This window comes from Streptomyces otsuchiensis (genome assembly GCF_004305975.1).
GTDB classification, from domain to species: domain Bacteria; phylum Actinomycetota; class Actinomycetes; order Streptomycetales; family Streptomycetaceae; genus Streptomyces; species Streptomyces otsuchiensis.
Window position 1 is genome coordinate 1 of record NZ_BHZI01000041.1, and the last position, 26,852, is coordinate 26,852.

24 protein-coding genes and 1 pseudogene are annotated in these 26,852 nt (G+C 72.0%); 11 read left to right on the forward strand and 14 right to left on the reverse strand.

Features of this window, described 5'->3' with window-relative positions:
- The first annotated feature begins 426 nt into the window (after positions 1–426).
- From E0D90_RS06315 to E0D90_RS28250, 5 genes are all read left to right on the forward strand, one after another.
- Positions 427–1,725 (forward strand): extracellular solute-binding protein, encoded by a 1,299-nt coding sequence (locus E0D90_RS06315; protein WP_103504025.1) that lies wholly within the window; start codon positions 427–429, stop codon positions 1,723–1,725.
- A 107-nt stretch (positions 1,726–1,832) separates the two neighbouring features.
- Positions 1,833–2,834 carry a carbohydrate ABC transporter permease gene (locus E0D90_RS06320; RefSeq protein WP_130796929.1) on the forward strand — a complete coding sequence of 334 codons (1,002 nt, stop codon included), beginning with the start codon at positions 1,833–1,835 and terminating at the stop codon, positions 2,832–2,834.
- Entirely contained in the window at positions 2,831–3,742 is a 912-nt protein-coding gene (locus tag E0D90_RS06325; RefSeq protein ID WP_103504023.1) for a carbohydrate ABC transporter permease, read from the forward strand. The genes E0D90_RS06320 and E0D90_RS06325 overlap by 4 nt, the downstream gene beginning before the upstream one ends.
- A 671-nt stretch (positions 3,743–4,413) precedes the next feature.
- Positions 4,414–5,550 carry a methyltransferase domain-containing protein gene (locus tag E0D90_RS06330; protein WP_170214927.1) on the forward strand — a complete coding sequence of 379 codons (1,137 nt, stop codon included), beginning with the start codon at positions 4,414–4,416 and terminating at the stop codon, positions 5,548–5,550.
- Positions 5,551–5,599: 49 nt separating this feature from the next.
- Positions 5,600–5,728, forward strand: a complete 129-nt coding sequence (locus E0D90_RS28250; protein ID WP_258037309.1) for a hypothetical protein — start codon at positions 5,600–5,602, stop codon at positions 5,726–5,728.
- Between the two features lie 112 nt (positions 5,729–5,840).
- On the opposite strand, the gene E0D90_RS28555 is transcribed toward E0D90_RS28250, so the two are convergent.
- The 3 genes and pseudogenes from E0D90_RS28555 to E0D90_RS06345 all read right to left on the reverse strand — a co-directional run bounded on the left by E0D90_RS28555 (position 5,841) and on the right by E0D90_RS06345 (position 7,302).
- Positions 5,841–6,284, reverse strand: coding sequence for an NUDIX domain-containing protein (locus tag E0D90_RS28555; RefSeq protein ID WP_103504031.1), 444 nt, complete (start codon positions 6,282–6,284; stop codon positions 5,841–5,843).
- A 66-nt stretch (positions 6,285–6,350) separates the two neighbouring features.
- Positions 6,351–6,776: pseudogene (locus E0D90_RS28560) on the reverse strand (VOC family protein); the annotation flags it as partial.
- Between the two features lie 148 nt (positions 6,777–6,924).
- Positions 6,925–7,302, reverse strand: coding sequence for a hypothetical protein (locus E0D90_RS06345; protein WP_130796932.1), 378 nt, complete (start codon positions 7,300–7,302; stop codon positions 6,925–6,927).
- Between the two features lie 199 nt (positions 7,303–7,501).
- Here E0D90_RS06345 and E0D90_RS06350 point away from each other — a divergent pair, with 199 nt between their 5' ends.
- Positions 7,502–7,909 carry a YciI family protein gene (locus tag E0D90_RS06350; protein WP_227870029.1) on the forward strand — a complete coding sequence of 136 codons (408 nt, stop codon included), beginning with the start codon at positions 7,502–7,504 and terminating at the stop codon, positions 7,907–7,909.
- Positions 7,910–8,045: 136 nt separating this feature from the next.
- On the opposite strand, the gene E0D90_RS06355 is transcribed toward E0D90_RS06350, so the two are convergent.
- Both E0D90_RS06355 and E0D90_RS06360 read right to left on the reverse strand, forming a co-directional pair.
- Positions 8,046–8,552: a peptidylprolyl isomerase gene (locus E0D90_RS06355; RefSeq protein ID WP_103504030.1), complete on the reverse strand. Its 507-nt coding sequence runs from the start codon at positions 8,550–8,552 to the stop codon at positions 8,046–8,048.
- Positions 8,553–8,863: 311 nt separating this feature from the next.
- The gene (locus tag E0D90_RS06360; RefSeq protein ID WP_103504019.1) at positions 8,864–9,454 is read right to left on the reverse strand and encodes a CGNR zinc finger domain-containing protein; all 591 of its coding nucleotides are present in this window, start codon (positions 9,452–9,454) and stop codon (positions 8,864–8,866) included.
- 98 nt (positions 9,455–9,552) lie between these two features.
- On the opposite strand from E0D90_RS06360, the gene E0D90_RS06365 reads away from it, so the two are divergent.
- Positions 9,553–10,344: a class I SAM-dependent methyltransferase gene (locus tag E0D90_RS06365; protein ID WP_374754193.1), complete on the forward strand. Its 792-nt coding sequence runs from the start codon at positions 9,553–9,555 to the stop codon at positions 10,342–10,344.
- 171 nt (positions 10,345–10,515) lie between these two features.
- Here the strand turns inward: E0D90_RS06365 and E0D90_RS06370 are convergent, their stop codons facing one another.
- The gene (locus tag E0D90_RS06370; RefSeq protein WP_130796933.1) at positions 10,516–11,715 is read right to left on the reverse strand and encodes an NAD(P)-dependent malic enzyme; all 1,200 of its coding nucleotides are present in this window, start codon (positions 11,713–11,715) and stop codon (positions 10,516–10,518) included.
- Positions 11,716–12,250: 535 nt separating this feature from the next.
- Between E0D90_RS06370 and E0D90_RS06375 the strand changes: the two genes are divergently transcribed.
- The 3 genes from E0D90_RS06375 to E0D90_RS06385 all read left to right on the forward strand — a co-directional run bounded on the left by E0D90_RS06375 (position 12,251) and on the right by E0D90_RS06385 (position 15,192).
- On the forward strand, positions 12,251–13,180 hold the full coding sequence (locus E0D90_RS06375; RefSeq protein ID WP_103504017.1) for an ABC transporter substrate-binding protein: 930 nt from the start codon (positions 12,251–12,253) through the stop codon (positions 13,178–13,180).
- A 91-nt stretch (positions 13,181–13,271) separates the two neighbouring features.
- Complete coding sequence (locus tag E0D90_RS06380; protein WP_438827374.1) at positions 13,272–14,354, forward strand: amino acid ABC transporter permease; 1,083 nt, start codon at positions 13,272–13,274, stop codon at positions 14,352–14,354.
- Between the two features lie 85 nt (positions 14,355–14,439).
- The gene (locus E0D90_RS06385; protein WP_103504028.1) at positions 14,440–15,192 is read left to right on the forward strand and encodes an amino acid ABC transporter ATP-binding protein; all 753 of its coding nucleotides are present in this window, start codon (positions 14,440–14,442) and stop codon (positions 15,190–15,192) included.
- Positions 15,193–15,385: 193 nt separating this feature from the next.
- On the opposite strand, the gene E0D90_RS06390 is transcribed toward E0D90_RS06385, so the two are convergent.
- A complete protein-coding gene (locus E0D90_RS06390; protein ID WP_157996819.1) occupies positions 15,386–15,928 on the reverse strand; it encodes a GNAT family N-acetyltransferase in 543 nt (180 codons plus the stop codon).
- Between the two features lie 201 nt (positions 15,929–16,129).
- Here E0D90_RS06390 and E0D90_RS06395 point away from each other — a divergent pair, with 201 nt between their 5' ends.
- Complete coding sequence (locus E0D90_RS06395; protein WP_103504014.1) at positions 16,130–17,092, forward strand: zinc-binding dehydrogenase; 963 nt, start codon at positions 16,130–16,132, stop codon at positions 17,090–17,092.
- Between the two features lie 90 nt (positions 17,093–17,182).
- Here the strand turns inward: E0D90_RS06395 and E0D90_RS06400 are convergent, their stop codons facing one another.
- The 7 genes from E0D90_RS06400 to E0D90_RS06430 all read right to left on the reverse strand — a co-directional run bounded on the left by E0D90_RS06400 (position 17,183) and on the right by E0D90_RS06430 (position 26,695).
- A complete protein-coding gene (locus E0D90_RS06400; RefSeq protein ID WP_103504013.1) occupies positions 17,183–18,151 on the reverse strand; it encodes a PadR family transcriptional regulator in 969 nt (322 codons plus the stop codon).
- A gap of 1 nt (position 18,152) precedes the next feature.
- Positions 18,153–19,052 (reverse strand): DUF4097 family beta strand repeat-containing protein, encoded by a 900-nt coding sequence (locus E0D90_RS06405; RefSeq protein WP_130796935.1) that lies wholly within the window; start codon positions 19,050–19,052, stop codon positions 18,153–18,155.
- Between the two features lie 148 nt (positions 19,053–19,200).
- Positions 19,201–19,386, reverse strand: coding sequence for a DUF6104 family protein (locus E0D90_RS06410; protein ID WP_103504011.1), 186 nt, complete (start codon positions 19,384–19,386; stop codon positions 19,201–19,203).
- Positions 19,387–19,572: 186 nt separating this feature from the next.
- Entirely contained in the window at positions 19,573–23,379 is a 3,807-nt protein-coding gene (locus E0D90_RS06415) for a multifunctional oxoglutarate decarboxylase/oxoglutarate dehydrogenase thiamine pyrophosphate-binding subunit/dihydrolipoyllysine-residue succinyltransferase subunit (protein ID WP_130796936.1), read from the reverse strand.
- A gap of 463 nt (positions 23,380–23,842) precedes the next feature.
- A complete protein-coding gene (locus tag E0D90_RS06420) occupies positions 23,843–24,940 on the reverse strand; it encodes a sensor histidine kinase (RefSeq protein WP_103500219.1) in 1,098 nt (365 codons plus the stop codon).
- Positions 24,941–24,946: 6 nt separating this feature from the next.
- Complete coding sequence (locus E0D90_RS06425) at positions 24,947–25,879, reverse strand: response regulator transcription factor (RefSeq protein WP_227870028.1); 933 nt, start codon at positions 25,877–25,879, stop codon at positions 24,947–24,949.
- A 93-nt stretch (positions 25,880–25,972) separates the two neighbouring features.
- Complete coding sequence (locus tag E0D90_RS06430; RefSeq protein WP_174856151.1) at positions 25,973–26,695, reverse strand: spermidine synthase family protein; 723 nt, start codon at positions 26,693–26,695, stop codon at positions 25,973–25,975.
- Positions 26,696–26,852: the final 157 nt, after the last annotated feature.

The window sequence follows — 26,852 nt, forward strand, 5'->3', positions numbered from 1 at the left end:
GGGGTGGGCCGGGCCGAGCAGCCTGGTGAGGGTCTCGGAGGGGGAGTGCACCCCTTCATTGTGCTGGCCGCCAGTGCCGCGGCGCGCGGACCGGTGGGCGCCGCTCCCTTCGGGAGGTTCGTCCTGGCGTGCGGCTCCGTTCCCAACACGGGCCGGGCGAGGGCGGTTTGTTGCCCCGCTGTTGCGATTCGCGCAACGTGCGGCCCGCTGTGGCGGGTGCTGATGTCGGTCCGGTAACGGACGACAACTGGTGCGTGCACAGCCGTTGACGCTTTTGAAGGTCTAGGCCAAGCTCAGGGCCCTGGTCTAAACCACTAGTGGTCAGGTGCGGCCCAGCTCGGCATTCATCACGCGTATGAACGGCGCGGCCCTCAGGGGAGCCCGCGCCGCCGGGGGCGGTGCAGTGACATCCCTGAGGAGGATGAAGTGAAACGCAAGCTCATGGCGGCCATCGGTGTCGCGGCTCTGCTGGGCATCACGGCCTGCGGTTCGGACGAGAGCGGCGGCGGTTCCTCCGCGGCTCCCGAGGACCGCGACGAGACCCTGACCGTGTGGCTGATGGGTGAGGCGGACTCCACCTGGCCCGAGCTGGTCACCGAGGTCAACGAGAAGTTCGCGGACGTCTACCCGAACGTCAAGGTCAACGTCCAGTACCAGCAGTGGGGCGACAAGACCACCAAGCTCGACGCCGCGCTCGGCGGCAGCGAGTACCCCGACGTCGTGGAACTCGGCAACACCGAGACCATGACCTACATCCTCAACGGGGTGCTCGCCGAGATCGACCCGGCGCAGTACGACAACTCCGACACCTGGATCGGCGGCCTCGTCGACACCTGTACGTTCGAGGGCGCCATGTACTGCGTCCCCTACTACGCGGGTTCGCGTGTCGCCATCTTCAACGCCGACATGTTCGAGCAGGCCACCGGCTCCGCCGAACTGCCCGAGACCGAGGACGAGCTGCTGGAGGCCCTCGCCGCTCTCGACGAGGAGTTCGGCTCGGACCAGGCGTACTCGCCGACGTACCTGGCCGGCCGCAACTGGCACGCCGCCATGTCCTACGTCGCCGGCTACGGCGGCCAGATCGCCGAGTTCGACGAGGACTCCGGCGAGTGGAAGGGCACCCTCTCCACCCCCGAGGCCCAGGCCGGCATCGAGCACTACATCAACCTGGTCAAGGAGTGGAACCGCGGCGACCAGACCAAGGACGAGGAGGACCACTCCCTCGCCATGGCCCAGGAGAAGGCCGCTCTGATCTACGGCAACGGCTGGGAGGCCGGCGTCGTCGTCCACGGCGAGGAGGGCAACCCCGAGCTGGAGGGCAGCATCCTGGTCGCCGGCATGCCCGGCCCCAACGGCGAGCCGCTGCCGTCCTTCATCGGCGGCTCCGACCTCGCCATCGTGGAGAAGTCCGACATCCAGGACCTCGCCGCCGAGTGGATCGCCCTCTTCACCTCCGAGGAGTCCATGGAGGTGCTGGCCGGCAAGGACACCCTGCCGAACAACACCAAGCAGCTCGAACCGCTCAAGGAGAACCCGACCACCGCGCCGATGGCCAACGCCGTCCCGGACGCCTGGTTCACCCCGATCGCTCCGGGCTGGTCGACCATCGAGCAGCAGAGCGTGCTCCAGAACATGCTGCTGGAGGTGCTGCGCGGTACCCCCGTCGAGGAGGCCACCGCCGCCGCCGACGCGAAGATCGACGAGCTGATCAACAGCGAGGCCTGACACCCGGCCGGACACCCGGCGGCGGGCCGTGGCACCCAGGAAACGGGGGCCACGGCCCGCCCCGGGGCCGTCGCCTGGATCACCGGACGAACGAAGGGCTCGCACAGATGAGTGCCCCCACCCTTGACCGCCGGCCGACGGCCGGCGAAGAACCGGGCGCACCCGAACCGGCCGCGACCGGATCGGGAAACCCCCTCGGCTGGAAGCGCGGCACCGGACACCGCGGCGGGAAGCTCCCCTACCTGCTGGTACTGCCCGGCATGCTGGCCATCGCGGCCGTCTACTTCTACCCCCTCTACCGCACGGTGGTGATGTCCTTCCAGGACTACCGCCGTCGCCACCTGTGGTCCGGCGACACCCCGGACTGGGTCGGCTTCGAGCAGTTCACCAACGTGCTCTCCGACGCCCACTTCTGGGGCGTCGCCGCCAAGACCGTGATCTTCATGGTGGTCTGCGTGACCGTCACCATCGGCGGCGGGCTGCTGATCGCGCTGATGATGCAGCGCATGTCCCTGGTGGTCCGGCTGATGGTCACCGCCGCCCTGGTGACCGCCTGGGCGATGCCCATCGTCGTCGCGACCTCCATCTTCCGCTGGCTGTCCGACTCCGAGTACGGCCTGATCAACATCCTGCTCAGCAAGATCCCCGGGGTGGACTTCCGCGGGCACAACTGGTTCATCGAGACCTGGCAGGGCTTCAGCATCGTCGCCCTGGTGGTGATCTGGGGAGCCATCCCGTTCGTGGCCGTCACCCTCTACGCCGCGCTCACCCAGGTGCCGCGCGAGCTGGAGGAGGCCGCCCGGCTGGACGGCGCGAGCGCGCTCCAGGTCTTCGGCAACGTGGTCTTCCCGGTCATCAAGCCGGTCTTCACCCTGGTGACCACACTGTCCGTGATCTGGGACTTCAACGTCTTCCTGCAGATCTTCCTGATGCGCGGCAACAACGTGGAGCCGCAGTACGAACTGCTCGGTATCTACTCCTACAACCTCGCCTTCCAGAGCCAGTCGTTCAGCCAGGGCACCGCCGTCGCCCTGATCACCGTGCTGCTGCTCGCCGGGGTCGCCGTGTACTACCTCCGGCAGATGATGAAGCGAGGCGAGGTTGAATGAGTAACGCGATCACCACCATCTTCCGCCGCGGCGCGCACTCCACGCCCGCGTCCACCCCCGACGGCCGGCAGCGGCTGCGCGCGGACCGCAAGCGGCCGACACGCTGGTACAACCTCGCGGGCCTGATGGTCTTCGTGCTGATGGCGTTCCCCGTGTACTGGATGCTGGTCAGCGCGTTCCGGCCCGGCCGGGAGATCCGCTCCTACGACCAGACGCTGTGGCCGAGCTCCTTCACCCTGGAGGGGTTCCAGGCGGCCATCGGCAGCAACTTCTTCTGGACGTCGGTCCGCACCAGCCTGATCGTCACCTCGGTCACCGTGGCGGCGGCGATGGTGCTGGCGCTGCTGACCGCCTTCGCCATCGGGCGGTTCCGCTTCTACGGACGGCGCCCGCTGCTGATCATCCTGGTCCTGGTGCAGCTGCTGCCGCCGCTGTCCATGCTGATCCCGCTCTACCTCCAGATCAACCGGATGGGCGGACTCAACCAGTACTGGTCGCTGATCGTCGTCTACACCGTCTCGGCGCTGCCGTTCACGGTGTGGATGCTCCGGGGATTCATCATCAACATCCCCAGGGAACTGGAGGAGTCGGCGATGGTGGACGGCTGCACCCGGATGGGGGCCTTCTGGCGGGTGGTGTTCCCGCTGATCGGCCCCGGACTCGCCGCGACCTCGGTCTTCGCCCTGGTCAACACCTGGAACGAGTACCTGCTCGCCTACGTGATCATGCAGGACAACGAACGCTGGACGCTGCCGGTGTGGGTGATGAGCATGACCACCCAGCGCGGCACCAATTTCGGCTCGCTGATGGCCGCTTCGGTGCTGATCGCGCTGCCGGTGGTGATCTTCTTCATGATCGTGCAGAAGAAGATGGCGGCCGGCCTCACCTCGGGAGCGGTCAAGGGCTGATCCGCTCACCCGCCCGCCGTGCTCCCGCCGCGCGGGGTGTGACCGTCCCGCCGGACGATCACACCCCGCGCGGCGCGTTCAGCCATGTCCCAGCGCGCCGGCTAGGAGAGGTCCGGCCCCGCTCGCGCGGGGAGCACGACAGCGCCGCTCGGGGTAGGCGGACCATGATCGGACCACCCCCGCTCGCGCGGGGAACACGTGGCGCTGCCCGGGGTGCCGGCCGGTGCCGACGGACCACCCCCGCTCGCGCGGGGAACACGCCATCTGCTTGACCAGCGTCGCGAGGGTGACCGGACCACCCCCGCTCGCGCGGGGAACCCCCTTCGCGACCTGGTGCGTTAGGAGGGCTTTGCAGTTCCTTTGCCATGGGTCGAGCGGGTCATACCGGCATCTTGCCAGAGGCGTCGGATAGCAGCCCGCCTGCTCGCGCGGGGAGAGCTCAATCCGTGCCATTCCGGGCTGCGGCGGCGGTCGCCCCCGCTCGCGCGGGGGAGCTGTGGATAGCTGCGGTCAGTGGCCCACTTGCAGGACCACGACGAACGTGACGGGGCGGGTGATGCTCGACGGGGGCGCACGGTTGCGTTCCGGGGATGAGTGGCCGTTCCGATGGGCATCATGAACGGACGCCCGCGGCGCGGGCATTCGTGACGCGACGAGCGGGAGGGGCGGTCGTGACGACGGAGCGCGGGGCGCCCTGTCTGGCGCAGGCGCTGATCGAGGTGCCACGGCACGCCTTCGTGCCGCCACGCGCCTGGGCCGCGGCCAGTGCGGCCGGCCCGGCCCGGTGGATCGACCGCGAGAAGGACGCGGACGGCTGGTGGCGTGCCGTCTCCTCCAGCGCGGCGATCTACACCCAACTCGACGACGGGCGAACCGAACTGACCGAGGGCAACGCGGCCCTGACCCGCGCCCCGACCAGTTCCTCGACGAGCCCCCCGCTGGTGGTGGCCTTTCTGCGGCGCCTCGATCCGCGCCCCGGGGACCACGTGCTGGAGATCGGCACCGGAACCGGCTGGACCGCCGGGCTGCTCAGCGTCCTGGTGGGCGGCTCCGGGCGGGTCACCACGGTGGAGATCGACCCGGCGCTCGCCCGGGAGGCGGCGAGCAGCCTCGCCACCGCCGGTCACGCGCCCGGCATCGTGGTCGGCGACGGCGCACACGGGGTCCCCGCCGAGGCACCCTTCGACCGCGTCCACGTCACCTGCGGGGTGAGCGAACTGCCGTACGCCTGGGTGGAGCAGTGCCGCCCCGGCGGGGTCATCGTGGTGCCGCACGCGGGGACCGGGCGGCTGCTGCGGCTGACGGCCCACGGGGACGGCACGGCGAGCGGCCACTTCCACGAGCCCTGCTCCTTCATGCTGCTGCGTGACCAGCGCCGGCCGGTGGAGCGGATCGCCCGGACCCCGGAGCGGGTCCGGGCCCCGTCCGGGGACCCGGACGCCCTCGCGCACGCGCCTCCCGGGCTCCAGGTGCTGCTGAGCGAGGCGGTCGGCGACATCCCGTTCCCCGCCGGGGAGTCGGTCCTGCTGACGGTGGGGACCTCCCACGCGGTCGTCACCGACGGCCGCGTCACCCAGACCGGCCCGCGCGACCTCTGGGACGAGGCCGAGGCCGTGCATCGGTGGTGGCAGCGGCTGGGCCGGCCCGGCGCGGAGCGAATCGGGTACACCGTGACCCGGGACGACCAGTACGTCTGGTTGGACGACCCCACCCGCCCCGTCTCCCGGCCGGCTGGTCTCGCGCCCGGCCCGGGTGCGGAGCGGGGGCGGGTGGCCGAGCCGGAGCGAGGGATGACGAAGCGAAGATGACGAAGCGAATCCACAGATGGGCCGGCGACGCCGGCGGGAGGGGACATCCATGGAGAAGAACGCGCCGGGGAAGACCGGGGCCGATCCCGACTGCGGTGCCTGTGGCGGCACCGGCTGGGTGACCGTCAACTACGACGGGATGCAGCGGAAGGAGAAGTGCCCGCTCTGCGCGGACTGACGCCACTCAGCGACTGAAACTCTGAGGTATCGAGCCGCCGAGGCAGCCGCGTGGGTGCGGCTGCCTCCGGCGGGTGGGGAGGGCCAGGCGGGGCTGTCCGGCGCCCTCGCGGTCAGGACCAGCCGCGCAGCGTGACGGCCGCGACCCCCGACAGGGCGGCCGTGAGCAGCCGGTCGGCGGAGAAGACGACCTCCGTGGGCAGGTCGTCCTCCGGCATCCAGCACACCTCCGCGTGCTTGGCCGGTTCCCTGTTGACTGGTTCCCCCGACCAGCGCTCCGTGAGGAAGACCACCGTCAGGAAGCCACCCGGCGCCTCCGCGCCCCGGGCGCCGTGCACCACATGGACCAGCCGCAGGTCGGCCGGGTCCACCACCAGTCCGGTCTCCTCGGCGAGTTCACGGACGGCGGCGTGGCTGACCGCCTCACCCGGATCGCACTTACCGACGGGGACGTCCCACAGCCCACGGCCGAACTTCGCCTCGGGGCCGCGCCGCAGCATCACCACCCGGCGCAGCACCGGGTCCCGCACCACCACCGCGGCGGCCAGCAGGGTCATCGAGCCGGTGGCCGGCGGCAGCGGCTCCGGACCGGCCGATCGGCCGGGGAGCGAGGTCAGGCGGAACGGGTTGCCATCGGGGTCGCGCAGCTCCCGTACGGAACCGGCCGGTGCTGCCCCCGGCGGGCGCGTATCGTCGGCCCCGCTGTCGGCCCCGCTGTCGGCCCCGCTGTCGGCCCCGCTGTCGGCCCCGCTGTCGGCCTCGCCGTCGCGGGCGCCCAGCCGTCGCGCCCGGTGTTCAGCCGCCGCGACATCGGCGACCTCGATCTCCAGCCTGGCGCCCCCGCCCGGCGGGTCGGACGCGGGCAGCACCCGGCGGAACGCGAGGCGGGGGAAGCCCGGGGCGTCGAGGTGGGTCGCCGGATCCGCCCCGTCGGCCCCCGCCCCGGCCACGCCGGTCGACGGTTCGCCACCGATCAGTGCCGCCCAGAAGCGGGCCAGCCGGGCGGGGTCCGCGCTGTCGAGCACGATTCTGTTGAGCCGGGTCTCCATGCGGGCGAGATTAGGCCCGCCCGTCGGTGACTCGCCATCCGGTTTCGTCGTCGGTACCCGTACCGCCCGTACCGCCCGTACCGCCCGTGCCGCCCGTGCCGTGCCCCTCCTGCCTCCGGCGCGGCCATCGTGCGGCGATGGGAGGTGGTCAACGCCGCCGGGGCGGGGTGGCCAGGGTGAAGGAGGCGATGCCGACCGCCAGCGCGAGCAGCGCGCCGGTCAGGATCGCCCGCGTGGTGCTGCCGCCCGCGGAGAGCGCCACCAGGAACGCGGCCGCCGCGCCCGAGCAGGCCGCGAGCACCACCGCCCGGGGAGTGCGGGCGAGTACGCGCAGCCGCCGGCCGACCACCAGAGCCACCACGGCGGCCACCAGCCCCGAGATCACCCCGACGGTCAGGGCCCGCCCCGCCGACGCGCCCGCGCCGTGGTCCAGCAGCCCGCACGCCAGGCCGAAGAACGCGCCCAGCAGCACCGCCGCCGTCCGTACCCCGACCAGGGGGCGGCGGGGCGCCGCGTGTTCACCCATCTGAGGGCTCCTTCCGGCAGTCTCCCCTCAGGGGACACCGGCGCCCGCACCCCGGCAAACGCTGGCGCGTCCGGCTGCTCCACCCGGTGGAAACGGCGCCGGGCGGCGGGGCGCACGGATGAGGTCTAGCGTGGCTGGAGGGGCCCGTACCCGGCGCCCGGCAGGCGCCGGAGAGCCGAGGAGCGACACCGTGAAGTACATGATCTCGATGACCGGAACCCAGGGGGACTGGAACGCGATGAACGGCGGCCGGGACGATCAGGGCCGCGCCTGGACCAAGGGGGACGTCCGGGCCATGGTCGACCACATGGACGGCGTCAACGCCGAGCTGACCGCCCGCGGCGAGCTGGTCGAGGGCCAGGGGCTGGCCGCGCCGGACACCGCCCGCACCGTCCGGGTCCGTGACGGGCGGCGCGAGGTGACCGACGGGCCTGCCCAGCGTGGACCTGACCTGCTCGCGGGGTACTGGGTCGTGGACTGTGCCTCGGAGGAGCGCGCGCTGGAGATAGCGGCGCTTGTCTCGGTCGCGCCCGCCCCCGGCGGCGAGCCGGGTGGTGAGCCGGTCGAGGTGCGGCCGGTGATGGAGGAGGGGCCCGACGGCTGCTGACCGGCCGCCCTTCCGGCGGCGGATGCCCACGTGTCCCGTCGCCACGCCGTGCCCCGCCCGCACACCACTGCGCCGCCCGGCCGCGAGGGGCGGCGGGGCGGCGCAGCAAGGGGGAGCGTGCGGGGCGGTCGGCGGGTCAGTCGAAGGTGATCGACTCGATGACGACGTCCTCCACCGGCTTGTCGCCGGCGGCCGTCTCGGTGGTGGCGATCTCGTCGACCACGGCGCGGCTGTCGTCGTCGGTGACCTCACCGAAGATGGTGTGGGCGCCGTTGAGGTGCTCGGTGGCGCCGACCGTGATGAAGAACTGCGAACCGTTGGTGCCCGGACCGGCGTTGGCCATGGCCAGCAGGTAGGGGCGGTCGAAGACCAGGTCCTCGACGATCTCGTCCTCGAACTGGTAGCCCGGGCCGCCGCGGCCGGTGCCCTCGGGGTCGCCGCCCTGGATCATGAAGCCGTCGATGACGCGGTGGAAGATGACGTCCTGGTAGAGAGGCTCGTCCGCCTCCTGCCCCATCCAGCTGCGCGAACCGTCCGCGAGGCCGAGGAAGTTGCCGACGGTCTCCGGCGCCTCGTCGGGGAAGAGCTCGACGGTGATGTCACCGACGTTGGTGCTGATGGTGGCCTCGGTGGCCGCGAGCAGCTCCCCGGCGTCGACGCCGTACTCCTCCCCGGAGTTCTCCTCGCCCTGCTCGCTGTCCTCGCTCTCCTGCGAGGAGGCGGGCGGTGCGGCGTCGCTCTCGCCGTTGTCGCCGTCGTCCGAGCCGCAGGCGACGAGCAGGCCGAGACAGAGGGGCAGGGCGACCGCGGAGGTCAGCAGGGAGTGGCGTGATCGGAACACGGGGACCCTTCCGGGGGGACAGTGGCACGGGCAGGCCCATCATGCCGCACGGCCCGGCCCGTCCGGCAGGGCGCCGTGGAGTCCCGGTCGCCGCGGCGGCCTGGCGGCGCCGTTCAGGCGTCGGCGGTCTCTCCGCCCGGGGCGCGTTCGCGGCGCTTGCGCGCGCGGTAGGCGGCGACGTTGGCGCGGGTGGCGCAGCGGTCCGAGCAGTAGCGCCGGGAGCTGTTGGTCGAGGTGTCGACGTAGGCGTTGCGGCAGGGACTGGCGCGGCAGATGCCGAGCCGGTCGACGCCGGCGTCGGTGAGCCGGACGGCCAGGCCCATGCAGGCGATGGCCGCGTAGCCGGCGGCGGCGGTGGTCGAGTGCTCCGCGAGGTGGAGGTGCCAGCGGGGGCGGCCCGCGTCGTCCAGGAAGTCGTGGCCGGAGATCTGCGGGCTGGCCGGGTACTCCAGCAGCAGGGCGTTGAGCAGGTCGACCGCCCGCTTCTCGTCGCTCTCCCCGGCGGCGGTGAAGACCGCGCGCAGTCTGCTCCGCACGCCACGCAGGCGCGTGATGTCCGCCTCGGTCGCCCGCCGTGCCGCCTTGGCGCTCTCGCCGAACAGTTCCCGCACGGCCTCGACGGAGGTCAGGGTGTCCGTTCCGCGCGCGGGTTCCTCGGTGTTGACCAACCGCACCGCGAAGTCGGAGTAATAGATCAGTTCCACGGTGATCCTTACGGGAGCAGTCTGGGGACAGCACTGTACTAGTAAGGGTCGCTCTAATTCTGGGCTATTACCGGCCGCGGAGTGCCGGGTGTCGTACGGTGACACCAGTAGGGCCAACGAAGGGAGCCGAAGTGGCGGACTGGACGGCATGGCAGAAAAGTTGGGACCGGCAGCAGGAGTGGTACCTGCCGGACCGTGAGGAACGGTTCCGGGTCATGCTGGACGGGGTGGAGGCCGTGGTCGGCAGAGCGCCGCGCGTACTGGACCTGGCCTGCGGCACCGGCACCATCACCTCCCGGGTCCTCGCCCGGTTCCCCGACGCCCGGACCACCGGCGTCGACCTCGACCCGGCGCTGCTGACCATCGCCAGGGGCAGCCTCGGCGACGAGCAGCGCGCCACCTTCGTCAGCGCCGACCTGCGGTCCGCCGAGTGGACGGCCTCGCTGCCGCACGAGCAGTACGACGCCGTCCTCACCTCCACCGCGCTGCACTGGCTCCAGTCGGGGCCGCTGCGCGACCTCTACCGTGCCATCGCCTCCGTGCTGCGGCCGGGCGGTGTCTTCGTCAACGCGGACCACATGCCCGACGACACCACTCCGCAGCTCAACGACGCCTTCGAGGCGCTCGTACGCGACCGGCAGGAGAAGGCCCAGGCGGACGGGGCCGAGGACTGGTCCCAGTGGTGGCAGCGGGCCGCCGAAGCGCCGGAACTGGCGGAGGCCGCCGCCGAACGGTTCGCGATCTTCGGCACCCCGATGGACGGCGACCACTCCGACGGCGAGGCGCACTCCGCCGAATGGCACGCGCTGGCGCTGCGCGACGCCGGGTTCGCCGAGGCCCGGGCGATCTGGGCGTCCCCGACGGACGGCATGGTCCTGGGACTGCGCTGACCGTCGCCACGCCCGCGTCCACCGCGCTCCCCGGCGTTCCGCACCCGCCGCCCCGCCCCGCCCCGACAGGTGCGGGGCGGGGCGCCGTCGTCAACGACGTACGCCGTCGTCAACGACGCGCACGCTTGCCAACGACGTACGCGCTTGTCAGGAACGTCGGCGACGGCGACGTCAGCGCCGCGCGACGCCCTCCGTACGCGCTGCCGCCGCCACAGCCGCGGCGACGGCCGGAGCGACCCGGGCGTCGAACGGCGAGGGGATGACGTGTGTGGGGCTCAGTTCGTCCGCGATCACCGCCGCCAGCGCCTCCGCCGCGGCCAGCTTCATCGACTCGGTGATCCGCGAGGCGCGCACCCGCAGCGCCCCCTCGAAGATCCCCGGGAAGGCCAGCACGTTGTTGATCTGGTTCGGGTAGTCGCTGCGGCCGGTGGCCACGACGGAGGCGTACCGGGCGGCGATCTCCGGGTGGATCTCGGGGTCCGGGTTGGCCATGGCGAAGACGAACGCGTCCGGCGCCATCGTGGCCACCAGCGGCTCGGGCACCGTGCCGCCGCTGACCCCGATGAAGACGTCGGCGCCGGCCATCGCCTGCTCCAGGGTCCCGGTCAGGCCGGCGCGGTTGGTCAGCCCCGCCAGCTCGCGCTTGGCCTCGTTGAGGTCCTGCCGGTCGGCGGAGACGATGCCCCCGCGGTCGCAGACGGTGATGTCGCCGATTCCGGCGCCGCGCAGGATCTTCGCGATGGCGACTCCCGCGGCGCCCGCGCCGGAGATCACGGCGCGCAGCTCGGCCAGCCCGCGCCCGGTGAGCAGCGCGGCGTTGCGCAGGGCGGCCAGGGTGACGACGGCCGTGCCGTGCTGGTCGTCGTGGAAGACCGGGATGTCGAGCCGCTCCTGGAGCTTGCGCTCGATCTCGAAGCAGCGGGGCGCGGAGATGTCCTCCAGGTTGACCCCGCCGAAGGAGGGGGCGAGCCGGACCACGGTCTCCACGATCTCGTCCGGGTCGCGGGCGTCCAGGGCGATCGGCACCGCGTCGACCCCGGCGAACTCCTTGAAGAGGATCGCCTTGCCCTCCATCACCGGCAGCGACGCCTCCGGGCCGATGTCGCCCAGTCCCAGCACCGCGCTGCCGTCGGTGACCACGGCGACGACCTGGGACTTCCAGGTGTAGTCGTGGACCAGCTCCGGCCGCTCGGCGATCGCGGAGCAGACCTTGGCGACGCCGGGCGTGTAGGCGAGGGAGAGGTCGGCGGTGTCGCGCACCGGCACGGTCGCGCGGACCGCCATCTTGCCGCCGCGGTGGAGGGCGAACGCCGGGTCGAGCCCGTCGGCCCGCGGTTCGTCCTGTCGAGGGTTGATGATCTCCGATGCCACTGGGGTGACCCCTTACTGAATTCCGCACACGTCTGAGGGTGGCCGTACTCCGGTCCGGAGGACGGGCGGACACCACGTCCGCGGCCTGTCCGGCGGTTGGTCCACCGTCGAGGGGGAGATGCGGACGCCGGACGCGCCGCACACGCGCCCGAGTCCCCAGGTAAGGGGTGTAACCGTCCGTTGTACAGGATCGGCGGCGTGGTGCACGAGCGGGTGGGGGCGTGACGCTCGCGCCGCGCGACCCCCGCGCGGCGCAACCACCCCTCGGACGAGCGGAGCTGCGCGGAGCGCGCGGCCGGCGCGGGGGAGGGCCGCGTGACACACGTCTCACCGTCCTCGCGGACCGCGTGCAATTCCGGGCGCCTCTTCGGCTGCTCCGGTTGCCACTTCGACGTGTCCGTTATCCGATCTTGACGTAGCCGGTAACCGAACGCCGTCATTCCGGATGGGAAGATGCCTCCCACTGGAACAGAGTCTTGACACCCGATCGTCTGCTCGACCGACGGCGATCGTCCCTCATCGACGGAGGCACTCCATGACAGCCCGCTCCCTCTCCCGCCGTTCCCGCCTCGCGAGCGCCGGCGCGCTGGCGGCCGCAGGCGCGCTGCTGCTGGGCGCCTGTAGCTCGGACGACAACGGTGGTGGCGGTTCCGAGGAGACCGTCACCGGTTCGGACGCCCCGCTCTGGGACCAGCTGCCGGAGAACATTCAGGAAGCGGGCGTCATCAAGGTCGGTTCGGATATCGCCTACGCCCCGATCGAGTACTACGACGAGAGCGGCGAGGTCACCGGTATCGACCCCGCTATCGCCGCGGCCATCGGAAATCAGCTCGGAGTCGAGCTGCAATTCGAGAACGGCACCTTCGACGGCCTGGTCCTGGGAATGAACTCCGGCCGCTACGACGTGATCATGTCGGCGATGACCGACACCAAGGAGCGCCAGGACGGCATCAGCGAGGACGCCGAGGGCGGCGCCGACTTCGTGAACTACTTCCAGGCCGGCTCGGCCATCCTGGTGGCCAAGGACAACCCCGAGGGTGTCACCGGCCTCGCGGACCTCTGCGGCCAGACCGTCGCCGCCCAGCGCGGCACCGCCAACGAGGCGCTGATCGAGCGGCAGCAGGAGGACTGCGACACCCCGATCGAGCCGCTGATCAACGACAACGACGACGAGTCGATCACCCAGCTGCAGAGCGGCCGGGCGACCGTGGTCGTGACGGACTTCCCCGTCGCCCTCTACAACGCGCTGACCGCCCGCGACGGCGAGCTGTTCGAGGTCGTCGGCGACCAGATCGACGCCGCCCCCTACGGCATCGCCGTCGCCAAGGACGACACCGAGCTGCGTGACGCGCTCCAGGCCGCCGTGCAGGCGATCATCGACAACGGCGACTACGCGGACGTCCTCGCGGAGTGGGACGCCGAGTCCGGCGCCATCGAAGAGGCGACCGTCAACGCCGGCCAGTGACGGCCTCTCGCGCAGCGCTCCCGGGGGCGGCCGCCGTCCGGGGCCGCCTCCCGTTCCCGTCCGACCCCTCCGGCAGCTAAGGCAGTAACCCGTGTCAGAAGAGAACAGGGACGCGGTCCCGGACCCGCTCGCGAAGGGCGGCGGGTCCGGGCAGGGACCGCTCACACCGGGCGGCGATGCCGCCGACACCCCGCCGGAGGCGATCAGGGCCATCCCGGTGCGGCACTACGGCCGCTGGGCCGGGGCCGCTCTGGTCGTGGTCCTGCTGGGCATGCTGGTGCTGGCGTTCGCCAACGCCGACATCCAGTGGAGCGTGGTGGGGCGCTACCTCAACCACGAGACCATCGTGATGGGCGCCGTCAACACGCTGTGGATCACGCTGCTGTCGATGCTGCTCGGTGTCACGCTCGGCACGGTGCTGGCCATGATGCGGCTGTCGGGCAACCCGGTCCTCTCCGCCGTCGCCTACGGCTACATCTGGTTCTTCCGCGGCACTCCGGTGCTGGTGCAGCTCTTCCTCTGGTTCAACCTGGCGCTGATCTTCCCGGTGCTCAACCTCGGCTTCTACTCCGAGGACATGAACACGGTCATCACCCCGTTCGTCGCGGCCCTGCTGGGTCTGGGCCTGAACGAGGCGGCCTACATGGCCGAGATCAGCCGCGCCGGCATCCAGTCCGTGGACCGCGGGCAGACCGAGGCTGCGCAGGCGCTGGGCATGTCGGGCAACCGCACCATGCGCCGCATCGTGCTGCCCCAGGCGATGCGGGTGATCATCCCGCCCACCGGCAACGAGTTCATCAACATGCTGAAGACCTCGTCGCTGGCGTACGCCATCCAGTACAACGAACTGTTCCTCGCCGGACGCAACATCTCCTCGCGCACCCTCGCGGTGATGGAGATGCTGGTGGTCGTCTCCATCTGGTACCTGGCGCTGACCACGATCTTCTCGGTCGGCCAGTACTACCTGGAACGGCACTACGCCAGGGGCTCCGACCACACGCCGCCACCCACCCCGCTGCAACGCGTCGCCCGGCAGCTCACCTCGTTCCGGACCAGGCCCACGCTGCCGGAGCCCGCGACGGCGACGGCTGCCGACGGCGGGACGCGGCACGACGGGGACGGCACGAACGGCAGCGGCGACGGAACCGGTCGCCGCGGCGACTCGGAGAGGTGACGAGATGAGCGACGCGACCACCGAGGCGCACGGAGCCCCCGACGGGGCCACGGGAACCGGCCCGGCCGGCGGCAACGGCGGGCTGATGGTCAAGGCCGAGCGGGTGCACAAGTCCTTCGGGCTGGTGCAGGTGCTCAACGGCATCGACCTGGAGGTCCGCAACGGCGAGGTGTTCTGCCTGGTCGGGCCCTCCGGCTCCGGCAAGTCCACCTTCCTGCGGTGCATCAACCACCTGGAGAAGATCAACGCGGGCCGCCTGTACGTGGACGGCCAGCTCGTCGGCTACCGCCAGAAGGGCGACAAGCTGTACGAGATGAAGGAGCGCGAGGTCGCCTTCCAGCGCCGCGACATCGGCATGGTCTTCCAGCGCTTCAACCTCTTCCCGCACATGACGGCGCTGGAGAACGTCATGGAGGCGCCGGTCCAGGTCAAGGGCTTGCCGAAGAGCGAGGCGCGGCGGCGCGCGGAGGAGATGCTGGAGCGCGTCGGCCTCTCCGACCGGATGAAGAACTACCCGGCGCAGCTCTCGGGCGGCCAGCAGCAGCGGGTGGCCATCGCCCGGGCCCTGGCCATGGAGCCCAAGCTGATGCTCTTCGACGAGCCCACCTCGGCACTCGACCCGGAACTGGTCGGTGAGGTGCTCGACGTCATGCGGGGTCTCGCCGAGGAGGGCATGACCATGATCGTGGTGACCCACGAGATGGGGTTCGCCCGCGAGGTCGGCGACTCGCTGGTCTTCATGGACGCGGGCGTGGTCGTGGAGTCGGGCCACCCCCGCGAGGTGCTGAGCAACCCGCAGCACGAGCGGACCCAGGCGTTCCTCTCCAAGGTGCTCTGAGCGCCCGCCGGGCGGCGGCACCGCCCGGACACGGCGGCGGGGCCCGCGCATCGCGTCAACGCGATGTGCGGGCCCCGCCGCCGTGTGCTCCCCACTTCACGGGCCCCGGCTGCCCGGGACCGCCCGTCCACCTGTCACGGCCCGGCTGTCGGCCCGGCAATCGGCCTGGCTGTCGTCGCGGCTGTCGGCCCGGCTATCCGTCGCGGCGCAGGCACCATGCCTCCAGCGGCTTGGCGTCGCCGCGCGGGGTCATGTCACCGGCCTTCGACCAGCCCCAGGAGGAGAAGGCGTCCTTGGCCTGCCGCTCCTCCGGGGCGAGCAGCACCACGGCCACCGGCACCCCGATCCGGGTCAGCAGCTGGTCGAGAAGCCGCCCGCCGACGCCGTGGCGGCGGCGTTCGGGGCGCACCATCAGCTCGGCCACCACGAACAGCTGCCGCGCCCCGGTCACCTCCGCGAGTTCCACCAGCTCGTGCGGGACCCCGGAGAAGCGGTCGAACCAGCCGCCCTCCCGCTCGATCCGGAAGCCGTAGGCGCAGCCCACCAGGCCGGGGTCGCTGGCGATCACCAGGTCGAAGCCGGGCTGCTGCAGATGGTCGGAGAACCGTGTCAGGAACTCCGAGGGATCGGGCGGCTCGCCGGAGCCGCGCTGGCTCTCTGCGTGCAGCGTCGCGAAGTCGTTGCGCCTGTCCTCGGCCTGCCAGCGGCTCAGCCGTCGCAAGAACACCTCGGCCATGGTCATGTCCCTCCGGCCCTCGCCAGCGAGTGGCCGCACCGAGCGGCCCGCTGCCAGGGTGTGACTCCATCGTCGCAGGTAGCGCCGCGCGCCGGAAGTGTGACCCGGCGGCTTGTCCGGGCCCCGGTCTCCTGCCGCGCGACCGGCGGGCCGCCGTCCGCCCCCTGGCGTGTACGGATGCCGGGGGCTAGCTTGAGGATCATGTTCGCCGCCTACGCCGCCCGATTCGACGCCGCGAAGCCAGTTGACGCCCTGGAGCTGGGCGAACGGCCGGCTCCGCACGTCCCCGACCGCTGGGCGACGGTGGACGTACGCGCCGCCTCCCTCAACCACCACGACCTGTGGACGCTGCGCGGCGTCGGCCTGCCGCGGGAGTCGCTGCCGATGATCCTGGGCTGCGACGCGGCCGGCGTGGACGAGAACGGCGACGAGGTGGTGGTCTATCCGGTCGTCGGCGCCACCGGGCACGGCGTCGGGCCGGACGAGCGTCGCAGCATCCTCACCGAGAAGTACCAGGGCACCTTCGCCGAGCGGGTCGCCGTACCGCGCTGGAACCTGCTGCCCAAGCCGCCCGAGCTGTCCTTCGAGGACGCCGCCTGCCTGCCGACGGCCTGGCTGACCGCCTACCGGATGCTCTTCACCGCCGCCGGGGTGCGGCCAGGGGACACCGTGCTGGTGCAGGGAGCGGGAGGCGGTGTCTCCACGGCCGCGATCGTGCTGGGCGCCGCCGCCGGGTTCCGGGTCCTGGTGACCAGCCGCGACGAGGCCAAGCGGTCGCGCGCGGTGGAGCTGGGCGCCGAGGCGGCGGTCCCCACCGGTGAACGGCTGCCGCGCCGGGTGGACGCGGTGCTGGAGACGGTGGGCGCCGCCACCTGGGAGCACTCGGTGAAGTCGCTGCGGCCCGGCGGCACCCTGGTCATCGCCGGTGCCACCTCGGGCCAGGCACCGTCCTCCGCGGAGCTCAACCGGATCTTCTTCCTGGAGCTGAAGGTGGTCGGTTCCACCATGGGGTCCCGGGAGGAGCTGGCCGGGCTGCTGTCGTTCTGCGCCGCGAAGGGCGTCCGGCCGGTGGTCGACACCGTGCTGCCGTTGGACGGGGCCCGCGAGGGATTCCGGCGGATGGCCGACGGGCAGCTGTTCGGCAAGGTCGTGCTGACCGTGTGAGCGGGCGGGCGTCGCCCCCCGGGCCGGCCGCGGAGGAAACCCGGACCGGCCGGGGAGGAAACCCGGGCCGGCCGGGCCGGTGCGGCGACGTCAGTCCTCGCCGGTGCGGCGGCGGTACTCGTCGGCGTCGTTGAGCAGGGCGACCAGATGGGCGGACGTGGTGGAGAGCCGGCGTCGTGCCAGGCGCAGCTGGTCCTCGGTGACGCCCCCGTCCCGTGCCGCGTCGCGGACCTCGTCGCGGAAGGCGTCCAGCAGCCGTTCCAGGTCCCGCAGCGGCTCGGCGGACGGCCGTTCCGGCCCACTCGTGGCCCGGTCGCCCGTGCTCTCCCGGCCGCCCACCTTCTCCCAGTCGGCGGTCGGCTCCGCTTCGGCGGCCGGCTGCTGCTCGCCGGACGTGGGGCGGTCACCGCCGTCCCGGGTGCCGGACGCCGGGCGGTCGGTGGTGAGGAATTCCTGCCAGCCGTCCAGTTCCCGGCCCAGGCCCTCCATCCCCTCCCGGATGACGGCCTGCCAGTCGTTGGCCGAACTGTGCCGGCGCGTCCGCTCCTGGATGCGGCGGGCGGCCTCCTCGAAGTGGCGGCCGGCCGCCCTCGCCGCCGCCTCGGCGGCGTCCGGAGCACCGCCGCCCGTCCCCGGCCCGCGCCCGGGGCCACGGCCGCCGGCGGAGGGGGCGGAGGCGGACGCGGCGGCGCGGTGCAGTTCCTCACGCAGGTCGTGGGCGGACCCGCCGACGTCGCGACGCACGTCGGCTGCGAGCGCCGCCAGCGACTCGCGGACCTCGGCCTCCAGCTCGGCCAGCTCGCTCTCCCGCGCGGCCAGCTCGCGTTCCCCCGCCTCGGTGAGCGAGTAGACCTTCCGGCCCCCCTCCACGGTGTGCCGCACCAGCCCCTCGGAGGCGAGCTTCGCCAGCCGCGGGTAGACGGTGCCCGCCGAGGGCGAGTACATGCCGTGGAACCGCTCCTCCAGCAGCCGGATCACCTCGTAGCCGTGGCGCGGAGACTCGTTGAGCAGCTTGAGCAGGTACAGCCGGAGGCGGCCGTGTCCGAAGACGGGGGGCATCTCAGACCTCCTTCGCCAGCGGCGCCGGTGCGGCCGTGTCGGGCGCCGAGCCCGTCGCGCCGCCGGTCGGGCCGTCCGGGGTGTCCAGCGGGTGGCGCAGTACGGCGATGCCGCCGCTGACGGTGCTGATCTTCCAGCCTGCGGTGCCCTCGCCGACGACGCCGCCGAGCTTCTGACCGGGCCAGCCGCCCCCGCCGGTCAGCTCCTCGAACTCGCTGACCAGGTTGCCGCTCAGGCTGGACGCCCGGACGCGCGCCGCCGAGGTGGCGGGGGAGCGGAGGGTGACCGAGCCCGAGACCGACTTCAGGTTCAGCTCGGGGGTGGCCGACCGGCGGGAGAGGTCCAGTGCGATCCGGCCGGAGACCGTCTCGCCGGAGATCTCCGGGCAGGCGCCGTCCAGCACGGTGAGGTCCCCGGAAGCGGTCTGGAAACGGAACGGTCCGCGCGGCGCCTCGGCCTCGACGTCACCCGACGCGGTGCGGACGTCCACCGGGCCGCGCAGCCCCGCCAGGGTGGCCGGCGCGGAGGCGGTGCGCACGGTCGTCTCCGCGCCGATACCGCTGACCACGGCCGGTGCGGTGACCGTCCCGACGGTGACGGCCACTGCCTCGGGAACCGACACCGAGACCACGGCGTGCCGGTCGTGTTCCCGCTTGGAGCGACCGAAGAGGCTGTCCCAGGGGGTGTCGCGGTAGCCGATCACCAGCCGGGAGCCCTCCCTGGTGACGGTCAGCGGGCGGCCCACCAGCTCGCTGACCTCCACGCGCACCCCGGCGCCGGGGCGGGTGGTGCCCACCACGTTGACCGCGCCGCCGACGGTGGCCACCCGGAGCTCGGTCACCTCGCCGTCGATGTCGAGCGTCGTCGGCTCGTCGATCGTCCACGTCTCGCTGCCGCTCATGCGGGCCTCCCCGGTCTCCGAAGACGCGATAGGGATATCGCGTCATGCCTCCGAGAGACACGATATATCGCGTTGTTGGTGTTGCCAACAGCCGGAACGACGTCAGCGGCCACCCGGAGTCCCGGGCAGCCGCTGACCTGGTGGTTCGTCACTCGTCCTCGTCGTCCTCGTCATCGAGCCGGGCGAGCCAGGTGGCCAGCCGCTCGACGGGGACCTCGAAGTCCGGGTTCAGGTCGACGAAGATCCGCAGCTGCTCGGCGAGCCAGCCGAGGCTGACCTCGTCCTCGCCTCGCCGCTGCTCCAGCTCCTCGATGCCGCGGTCGGTGAAGTACACAGGTAAACGCTCCGCGATGGGTCGGGTCGGGGTCGGGTCCTACGGACGAACAGTTCAGGGGCCGCGTCTCGGTCCGTGCCACCGGGCCGCCGCGCGGCCCGGGAGAACGGCCCCGGAAACGGCGCGGGGCCCGAACCGGAGAACCGGCCCGGGCCCCGCCGCGCGGCAACCGCCACGCGGACACCGTCAGAGGTCGAAGACCTCGTTGGCAAGAGACTGCTGCTCCGCCTGGTGGCGCTTGGCCGAGCCGACCGCCGGCGACGACGACGACGGGCGCGAGACCCGCCGCAGCCGGTCGGCGTCCGGCGCCGGGCCCGAACCGATGATCAGGTCCAGGTGGTCGACCAGGTTGAGCGCGATGAACGGCCACGCGCCCATGTTGGCCGGCTCCTCCTGCGCCCACACGAACCGCTCGGCGCCGCGGTACTTCGCCAGCTCCGCCTGGATCTCGTCGGTCGGCAGCGGGTACAGCCGCTCCAGCCGGATCAGCGCGGTGTCGGTCTGACCGCGCTTCTGCCGTTCGGCGTCCAGGTCGTAGTAGACCTTGCCGGAGCAGAAGACGACCTTGCGCACACCCGCCGGGTCCACGCTCTCGTCACCGATCACCGGGCGGAAACCGCCGGTGGTGAACTCCGACGCGGCCGAGGTCGCCGCCTTCAGCCGCAGCAGCGACTTCGGGGTGAAGACCACCAGCGGCTTGTGGTGCGGGTTGTGCACCTGCCAGCGCAGCAGGTGGAAGTAGCTCGACGGCAGCGACGGCATCGCGACCGTCATGCTGTCCTGCGCGCACATCTGGAGGAACCGCTCGATCCGGGCCGAGGAGTGGTCCGGGCCCTGGCCCTCGTAGCCGTGCGGCAGCAGCAGCGTCACACCCGAGGTCTGCGCCCACTTCTGCTCGGCGGAGGAGATGAACTCGTCCACCACGGTCTGCGCGCCGTTGACGAAGTCACCGAACTGCGCCTCCCACATGACCAGCGACTCCGGCCGGGCGAGGGAGTAGCCGTACTCGAAGCCCATCGCCGCGTACTCGCTCAGCAGCGAGTCGTAGACGTTGAACCGAGCCTGGTCCTCCGACAGGTACAGCAGCGGCGTGTACTCGTCCGCCGTCTGCTGGTCGATCAGCACCGCGTGCCGCTGCACGAAGGTGCCGCGCCGCGAGTCCTGGCCGGCCAGCCGCACCGGGGTGCGCTCCATCAGCAGCGAACCGAACGCCAGCGCCTCGCCCATCGACCAGTCGATGTTGTCGTCCTCGACCATCGCGGCGCGCCGCTGGAGCTGCGGAAGCAGCCGCGGGTGCACCTGGATGTGGTCGGGGATGTTGACCTGCGACTCGGCGATCCGCTTCAGGACCTCCTGGCTGACGGCGGTCTCCACCGGCACCGGGAAGCCACCCAGCGGCGGCGGGATGTCCGCCGGGGAGTCGGCGCCGGTGGCCTCGCGGACCTCCTTGAACACCTTCTCCAGCTGGTCCTGGAAGTCGCGCAGCGCCTGCTGCGCCTCCTCCAGCGTGATGTCGCCCCGGCCGATCAGCGACTCGGTGTAGAGCTTGCGCACCGACCGCTTCTTGTCGATCAGGTTGTACATCAGCGGCTGGGTGAACGCCGGGTTGTCGCCCTCGTTGTGACCGCGACGGCGGTAGCACACCAGGTCGATGACGACGTCCTTGTTGAACGCCTGCCGGTACTCGAAGGCCAGCCGGCCCACGCGGCACACGGCCTCCGGGTCGTCACCGTTGACGTGGAAGATCGGGGCCTCGATCATCCGCGCCACGTCGGTGCAGTACATCGACGACCGCGACGAGGTCGGCGGCGCCGTGTAGCCCACCTGGTTGTTGATGACGATGTGCACGGTGCCACCGGTGCGGTAACCGCGCAGCTGCGACATGTTCAGCGTCTCCGCGACCACGCCCTGGCCCGCGAAGGCCGCGTCACCGTGGATCAGGACCGGCAGGACCGTGAAGTCCGTGCCGCCCTTGCCGATGATGTCCTGCTTCGCGCGCGCCACACCCTCGACGACCGGGTTGACCGCCTCCAGGTGCGAGGGGTTGGCCGTCAGCGAGACCTTGATCTCCTCGCCGCCCAGGCCGGTGAAGGTGCCCTCGGTGCCCAGGTGGTACTTGACGTCGCCGGAGCCGTGCGTGGACTTCGGGTCGAGGTTGCCCTCGAACTCCCGGAAGATCTGCGCGTACGACTTGCCGACCACGTTGGCCAGGACGTTCAGCCGGCCGCGGTGCGCCATGCCGATCACGGCCTCGTCCAGCGCCGCGCCGCTCGCCTCGTCGAGGATCACGTCGAGCAGCGGGATGACGGACTCGCCGCCCTCCAGCGAGAACCGCTTCTGGCCCACGTACTTGGTCTGCAGGAAGGTCTCGAACGCCTCCGAGGCGTTCAGGCGCCGCAGGATGCGCAGCTGCTCCTCACGCTCCGGCGCGGTGTGCGGCCGCTCCACACGGTCCTGGATCCACTTGCGCTCCTGCGGGTCCTGGATGTGCATGTACTCGATGCCGGTGGTGCGGCAGTACGAGTCACGCAGCACGCCGAGGATGTCCCGCAGCTTGAGCATCGACTTGCCGGCGAAGCCGCCGACCGCGAACTCCCGCTCCAGGTCCCACAGGGTGAGCCCGTGCTCCTTGATGTCCAGGTCGGGGTGCTTGCGCTGCTTGTACTCCAGCGGGTCGGTGTCGGCCATCAGGTGACCGCGGACCCGGTAGGAGTGGATCAGGTCGAAGACCCGGGCGGCCTTGGTGACCTCGTCGTCGTGGCTGACGTCGATGTCCCGGTGCCAGCGGACCGGCTCGTAGGGGATCCGCAGCGCCTCGAAGATCTCGTCGTAGAAGCCGTTCTCGCCCAGCATCAGCGACGCCATGGTGCGCAGGAACTCGCCCGAGGCGGCGCCCTGGATCACCCGGTGGTCGTAGGTGCTGGTCAGCGTCATGACCTTGGCGACGCCGAGGCGGTTCAGGGTGTCCTGGCTGGTGCCCTGGAACTCCGCCGGGTACTCCATGGCGCCCACGCCCAGGATCATCGCCTGGTTGGGCATCAGACGCGGCACGGAGTGGACCGTGCCGATGCCGCCGGGGTTGGTCAGCGAGACCGTGACCCCGGTGAAGTCGTCCATCGTCAGCTTGTTGGCGCGGGCGCGGCGGACGATGTCCTCGTAGGCCTGCCAGAACTCGAAGAAGGTGAGCGTCTCCGCCTTCTTGATGGCGGCCACCACCAGCTGGCGGTCCCCGTTCGGCTTCACCAGGTCGATGGCGAGGCCGAGGTTGACGTGCTCGGGCCGGACCAGCGTCGGCTTGCCGTCCTTCTCCGTGAAGGAGTTGTTCATGTCCGGCATGGCCTTGATGGCCTGCACCATCGCGTAGCCGATGAGGTGGGTGAAGGAGACCTTCCCGCCCCGGGCACGCTTGAGGTGGTTGTTGATGACGATGCGGTTGTCGAACAGCAGCTTCACCGGCACGGCGCGGACCGACGTGGCGGTCGGCAGCTCCAGCGAGGCGTTCATGTTCTTCGCGACCGCGGCCGACGGGCCGCGCAGCGTCACCAGCTCCGGGCCGTCGGCCTTGGAGCCGTCCGCCTCGGTCTTCTCCGGCTTCTTCTCCTGCTTCTTCCCCGGCGTGGTCTTCGCCGGAGCCGCGGCGGGGGCGGCCTGAGCGGGCTTCGCCGCGGGGGCGGGCTCCGCCGGGGCTGCCGGGGCCGAGGTGGTCTGCGGCTTGGCCGCGCCACCGTTGCCGGCCGGAGCCGCGGGTGCTTCACCGGCGGAGCCGGAGGCCGGCTTCTCCGCCGCGTCCTGTGCGCCGGGCTTGTAGTCGGCGAAGAAATCCCACCACGCCCGGTCGACGGAGTTCGGGTCCTTCAGGTACTGCTGGTAGATCTCGTCGACGAGCCATTCATTGGCGCCGAATCCGGCCGCTGGGCCGGTTCCTGACGCGGCCGGGCCTGATCCGGCCTGGTCGGTGGAGGCACTCGAGGTGTTCGGGGACTGTGGCGACACGGCGGCAACCGCCCTCTTCCGCTTCGCAAGGTGATGGACAGCGGAGATCAAGGCTACGCCTTTACCCACCCTTGGCGCAGTCCCGGGCACCCAGTCGTCGCGTACGTCACATTTCGCGCGGGGTTTCGGCGGCTTTCGGGGCGGGAAAGACGAGGGGTTCGGCCGCGTCCGGAATCGCCGACATGCGGCTGCGGCCCTCCGTGACCACAGCCGACGCGCGCCGGACGGTGAACGTCCCGCGCGGTGGACCCGGGACGCCCCGGGCGGCTCCCGGCGGCTCGCCGCCGGGTGAGCGGCGCCCTGCCGGTCCGCGCGGCGCCCCGGCACCGCCTCGGGCGCCGAACGACTCCCGGCGCGCCGTACGGGTACGGCCGCGTGCGGCGCGCGGTCCCGTGCCGCACGGACCGCCGTCACCGGCGCCGTGGGCCGGCCCGCGGGGACCAGCAGCACACCTGCTACGACCCTACGTCAACCTGCGGCTTTGTTCCTCTCCCGGAAGAGTGATGCGGATGTGGCAGCCGCTGCGCGACTCCACCACCCCGATGGTCCCGCCGTGCAGGTTCACCGCCCAGCGCGCGATGGCCAGACCCAGCCCGGTGCCGCCGTCCCGGGGCGGCTCGCCGGGCAGCGCGGCCCGTCCGAACCGTTCGAAGACCCGCTCCCGCTGGTCCGCCGGTATGCCCGGCCCCTCGTCGCGGACCTCCAGCACCAGACCACCGGGCAGCTGGCCGGGACGCGCGCGGACCGTCACCCGGCCGTCCTTGGGGCTGTGCTTGACCGCGTTGTCGACCAGGTTGGTCACCACCTGGTCCAGCCGCTCCGGATCGGCGCGGGCGGTGAGGTTCTCCGGACGGACGTCCAGCTGGAGCTTCACATCCGTGCGGGCGTGCCCCCGGCCGGCGGCCCAGTCGGCGTGGGTGAGCACCGTCGACAGATAGGTCCGCACCCGGAAGTCCCGCGGCTGGAGCGGCACCACGCCGTTCTCCAGCCGGGAGAGATCCAGCAACTGCTCGACCAGCCGGCCCAGCCGCTCCGCCTGTTGCAGCGCGGTGGTCATCGTCCGGTTGTCGGGCTCGGCCACCCCGTCGACCACGTTCTCCAGCACCGCCCGCAGCCCGGCGATCGGCGTGCGCAACTCGTGCGACACGTTCGCCACCAGCTCCTTGCGGTGACGGTCGGTCGCCTGGAGATCGGCCGCCATCCGGTTGAACGCCCGGGCCAGATCGCCCAGTTCGTCCCGGCGCCCGACCCGCACCCGCCGCTCGTAGTCGCCCCGCGCCATGGCCCGGGCGGCGGCCGTCATCTCGGTCAGCGGCGCGGCCAGCCCCTGGGCCACGAACTGGGTCAGCAGCAGCGAGGCGATGACGGCGATCAGCGCGATGACCCGCAGCTCGATCGACGAGCGGTAGGCGAGCAGGATCAGCACGGTGGTGATCACCACCGACACGATCACCAGCGCGCCCAGCGCCGCCTTCACCGACCGGAACGGGTCCAGCGGGCGGGACAGCGCCCACAGACGGCGCAGCAGTTCCCGCCCCCGGCCCTCCGGCGAGCGCTCCACGGCGCCTCAGCTTCCGTCGGCGATGACCGTGGTGCCCGGTGCGGCCTCCAGCGCGTAACCCACGCCGTGCACGGTGCGGATGCGCTCGGCCCCGATCTTCCGGCGCAGCGCCTTCACATGGCTGTCCACCGTGCGGGTGCCGGAGGCGTCCGCCCAGTCCCAGACGTCCGCGAGCAGCTGTTCACGCGTCAGCACGGCCCTGGGGGAGCGCGCCAGCCGCATCAGCAGATCGAACTCGGTGGGAGTGAGGTGCACGTCCTTGCCGCCGGCCCGCACCCGGCGCTGCGCCCGGTCGATCTCCAGATCGCCGAGCCGCACCCCTCCGGGGCGCGGTGCCGTCGCCGCCGCGGCGGCGCGCTCCACCCGGCGCAGCAGCGCGTGGGTGCGGGCGACCAGTTCGCGCAGGGAGAACGGCTTGGTCATGTAGTCGTCGGCGCCGACACCGAGGCCGACGAGCATGTCGGTCTCGTCATCGCGGGCGGTCAGCATCAGCACCGGTACGGGGCGCTGTGCCTGCACCCGGCGGCAGACCTCCAGGCCGTCGAAGCCCGGGAGCATCACGTCGAGCACCATGACGTCGGGCTGGAAGCCGCCGGCCGCATCCACGGCGGCCGGACCGTCGGCGGCGGTCTGGACGAGGAAACCCTCGGCCGTCAGCCGGGCCGCGATGGCGTCCAGGATGGTCGGGTCGTCCTCGACGACCAGGATGCGGCGTTGTGCGCCCGGCGTGCTGGCCGTGCCGGTGGCCCCGTCCTGGGGCTCTCCGTCGGCCTCGCCGTGCGGTTCGCCGGGGCCGTCGGTGTGCGCGGCCCCGTAGAGGTCGTCGCCTATGTCCTCGGTCCAGGCCGCGCCGCTCTCCGCCTCCGGTGTGGCCGGCTGCGGGATTCCGGGGCGCGGCGGTTCTTCGCCGTGGCCTGAAGTGAAGTCGGTCTGTGTCATCTGTCCCGCCCCCGGGAGAGTGTCGGAGCCAGTCGGCTGGATCTGGCTTTCCTGCTGCTGGGAAGCAGCGTACGGCGCTGCGCCGCTCCTGAGCTATGGCGATCTGCGCGCCAGGTGGATCACATCGGGAACGCCGCGAGCGACCGGCACCTCTCTGGTCCGTACCAGGTGGAAGCCGGCGTTCCGCAGGGCGGTGCCGAAAGCCGTCGACGGCTGCGCCGACCATACGGCAAGCACGCCGCCCGGCCGGAGCCGGGCATGGGCCGAGGCCAGGCCCGACGGCGAGTAGAGGCCGTCGTTGTCCTCGGTGACGGTCCACTCGGGTCCGTTGTCGACGTCCAGGCAGAGGGCGTCGTACGGTTCGCCGCGCTCGCGCAGATGCGCGCCGAGGTCGGCGTGGACCAGCCGGGTGCGGTGGTCGGCGCGGGCGTCGGCGGTGAGGATGCCGAGCGGCCCGGCGCGGTGCCAGTCGAGTACCGCTTCCTCCCGTTCCACCACCGTGATGCGGCCCCAGCGTTCCTCGGCGGCGGCCTCCGCCAGCGAGAAGCCGACGCCGAGCCCGCCGATCAGCACCGCCGGGGCGGCGCGGTCGTCCAGTTCGGCCAGGGCGGCCGTGACCAGCAGACGCTCCGAGCGGCCGTCCGAGGTGTCCATCAGGAAGCAGCCGTTGGCGATGATCTGGAGCAGCCCGCCGTGTTCGCGGAGCACCACCTCGCCGTGCGGGCCGGTGCGGCGGTCCAGCACGACCGCTGGGCTCCGCGGTGCGGCCCGCGGTGGGGGTGGCGGAGCTTTCGTGGCGGCGGCTTCGGCGTCCATGTCCTCATCCTTGCCCATCCGGGCTCCTCAGATGGCAGCAATCTCCCAGGTCGCGGCGTTCGGATCGAGGCGGGCCGTCGGGGAGGGGGCGCCCGGCCCCGGTACGGCACGCGGGCGTGCGCGCCGGGTGGCGCGGACCGGCGGGCCGCGGCGGGGG

Bases quoted from the DNA above. Each gene is read 5' to 3' on its own strand.
- E0D90_RS06400 (WP_103504013.1), bottom strand. From the start codon at position 18,151: ATGCCCCCCGTCTTCGGACACGGCCGCCTCCGGCTGTACCTGCTCAAG.
- E0D90_RS06325 (WP_103504023.1), top strand. From the start codon at position 2,831: ATGAGTAACGCGATCACCACCATCTTCCGCCGCGGCGCGCACTCCACG.
- E0D90_RS06405 (WP_130796935.1), bottom strand. From the start codon at position 19,052: ATGAGCGGCAGCGAGACGTGGACGATCGACGAGCCGACGACGCTCGAC.
- E0D90_RS06350 (WP_227870029.1), top strand. From the start codon at position 7,502: ATGATCTCGATGACCGGAACCCAGGGGGACTGGAACGCGATGAACGGC.
- E0D90_RS06430 (WP_174856151.1), bottom strand. From the start codon at position 26,695: ATGGACGCCGAAGCCGCCGCCACGAAAGCTCCGCCACCCCCACCGCGG.
- E0D90_RS28555 (WP_103504031.1), bottom strand. From the start codon at position 6,284: ATGACCCTGCTGGCCGCCGCGGTGGTGGTGCGGGACCCGGTGCTGCGC.
- E0D90_RS06320 (WP_130796929.1), top strand. From the start codon at position 1,833: ATGAGTGCCCCCACCCTTGACCGCCGGCCGACGGCCGGCGAAGAACCG.
- E0D90_RS06385 (WP_103504028.1), top strand. From the start codon at position 14,440: ATGGTCAAGGCCGAGCGGGTGCACAAGTCCTTCGGGCTGGTGCAGGTG.
- E0D90_RS06375 (WP_103504017.1), top strand. From the start codon at position 12,251: ATGACAGCCCGCTCCCTCTCCCGCCGTTCCCGCCTCGCGAGCGCCGGC.
- E0D90_RS06345 (WP_130796932.1), bottom strand. From the start codon at position 7,302: ATGGGTGAACACGCGGCGCCCCGCCGCCCCCTGGTCGGGGTACGGACG.
- E0D90_RS06425 (WP_227870028.1), bottom strand. From the start codon at position 25,879: ATGACACAGACCGACTTCACTTCAGGCCACGGCGAAGAACCGCCGCGC.
- E0D90_RS06395 (WP_103504014.1), top strand. From the start codon at position 16,130: ATGTTCGCCGCCTACGCCGCCCGATTCGACGCCGCGAAGCCAGTTGAC.
- E0D90_RS28250 (WP_258037309.1), top strand. From the start codon at position 5,600: ATGGAGAAGAACGCGCCGGGGAAGACCGGGGCCGATCCCGACTGCGGT.
- E0D90_RS06390 (WP_157996819.1), bottom strand. From the start codon at position 15,928: ATGGCCGAGGTGTTCTTGCGACGGCTGAGCCGCTGGCAGGCCGAGGAC.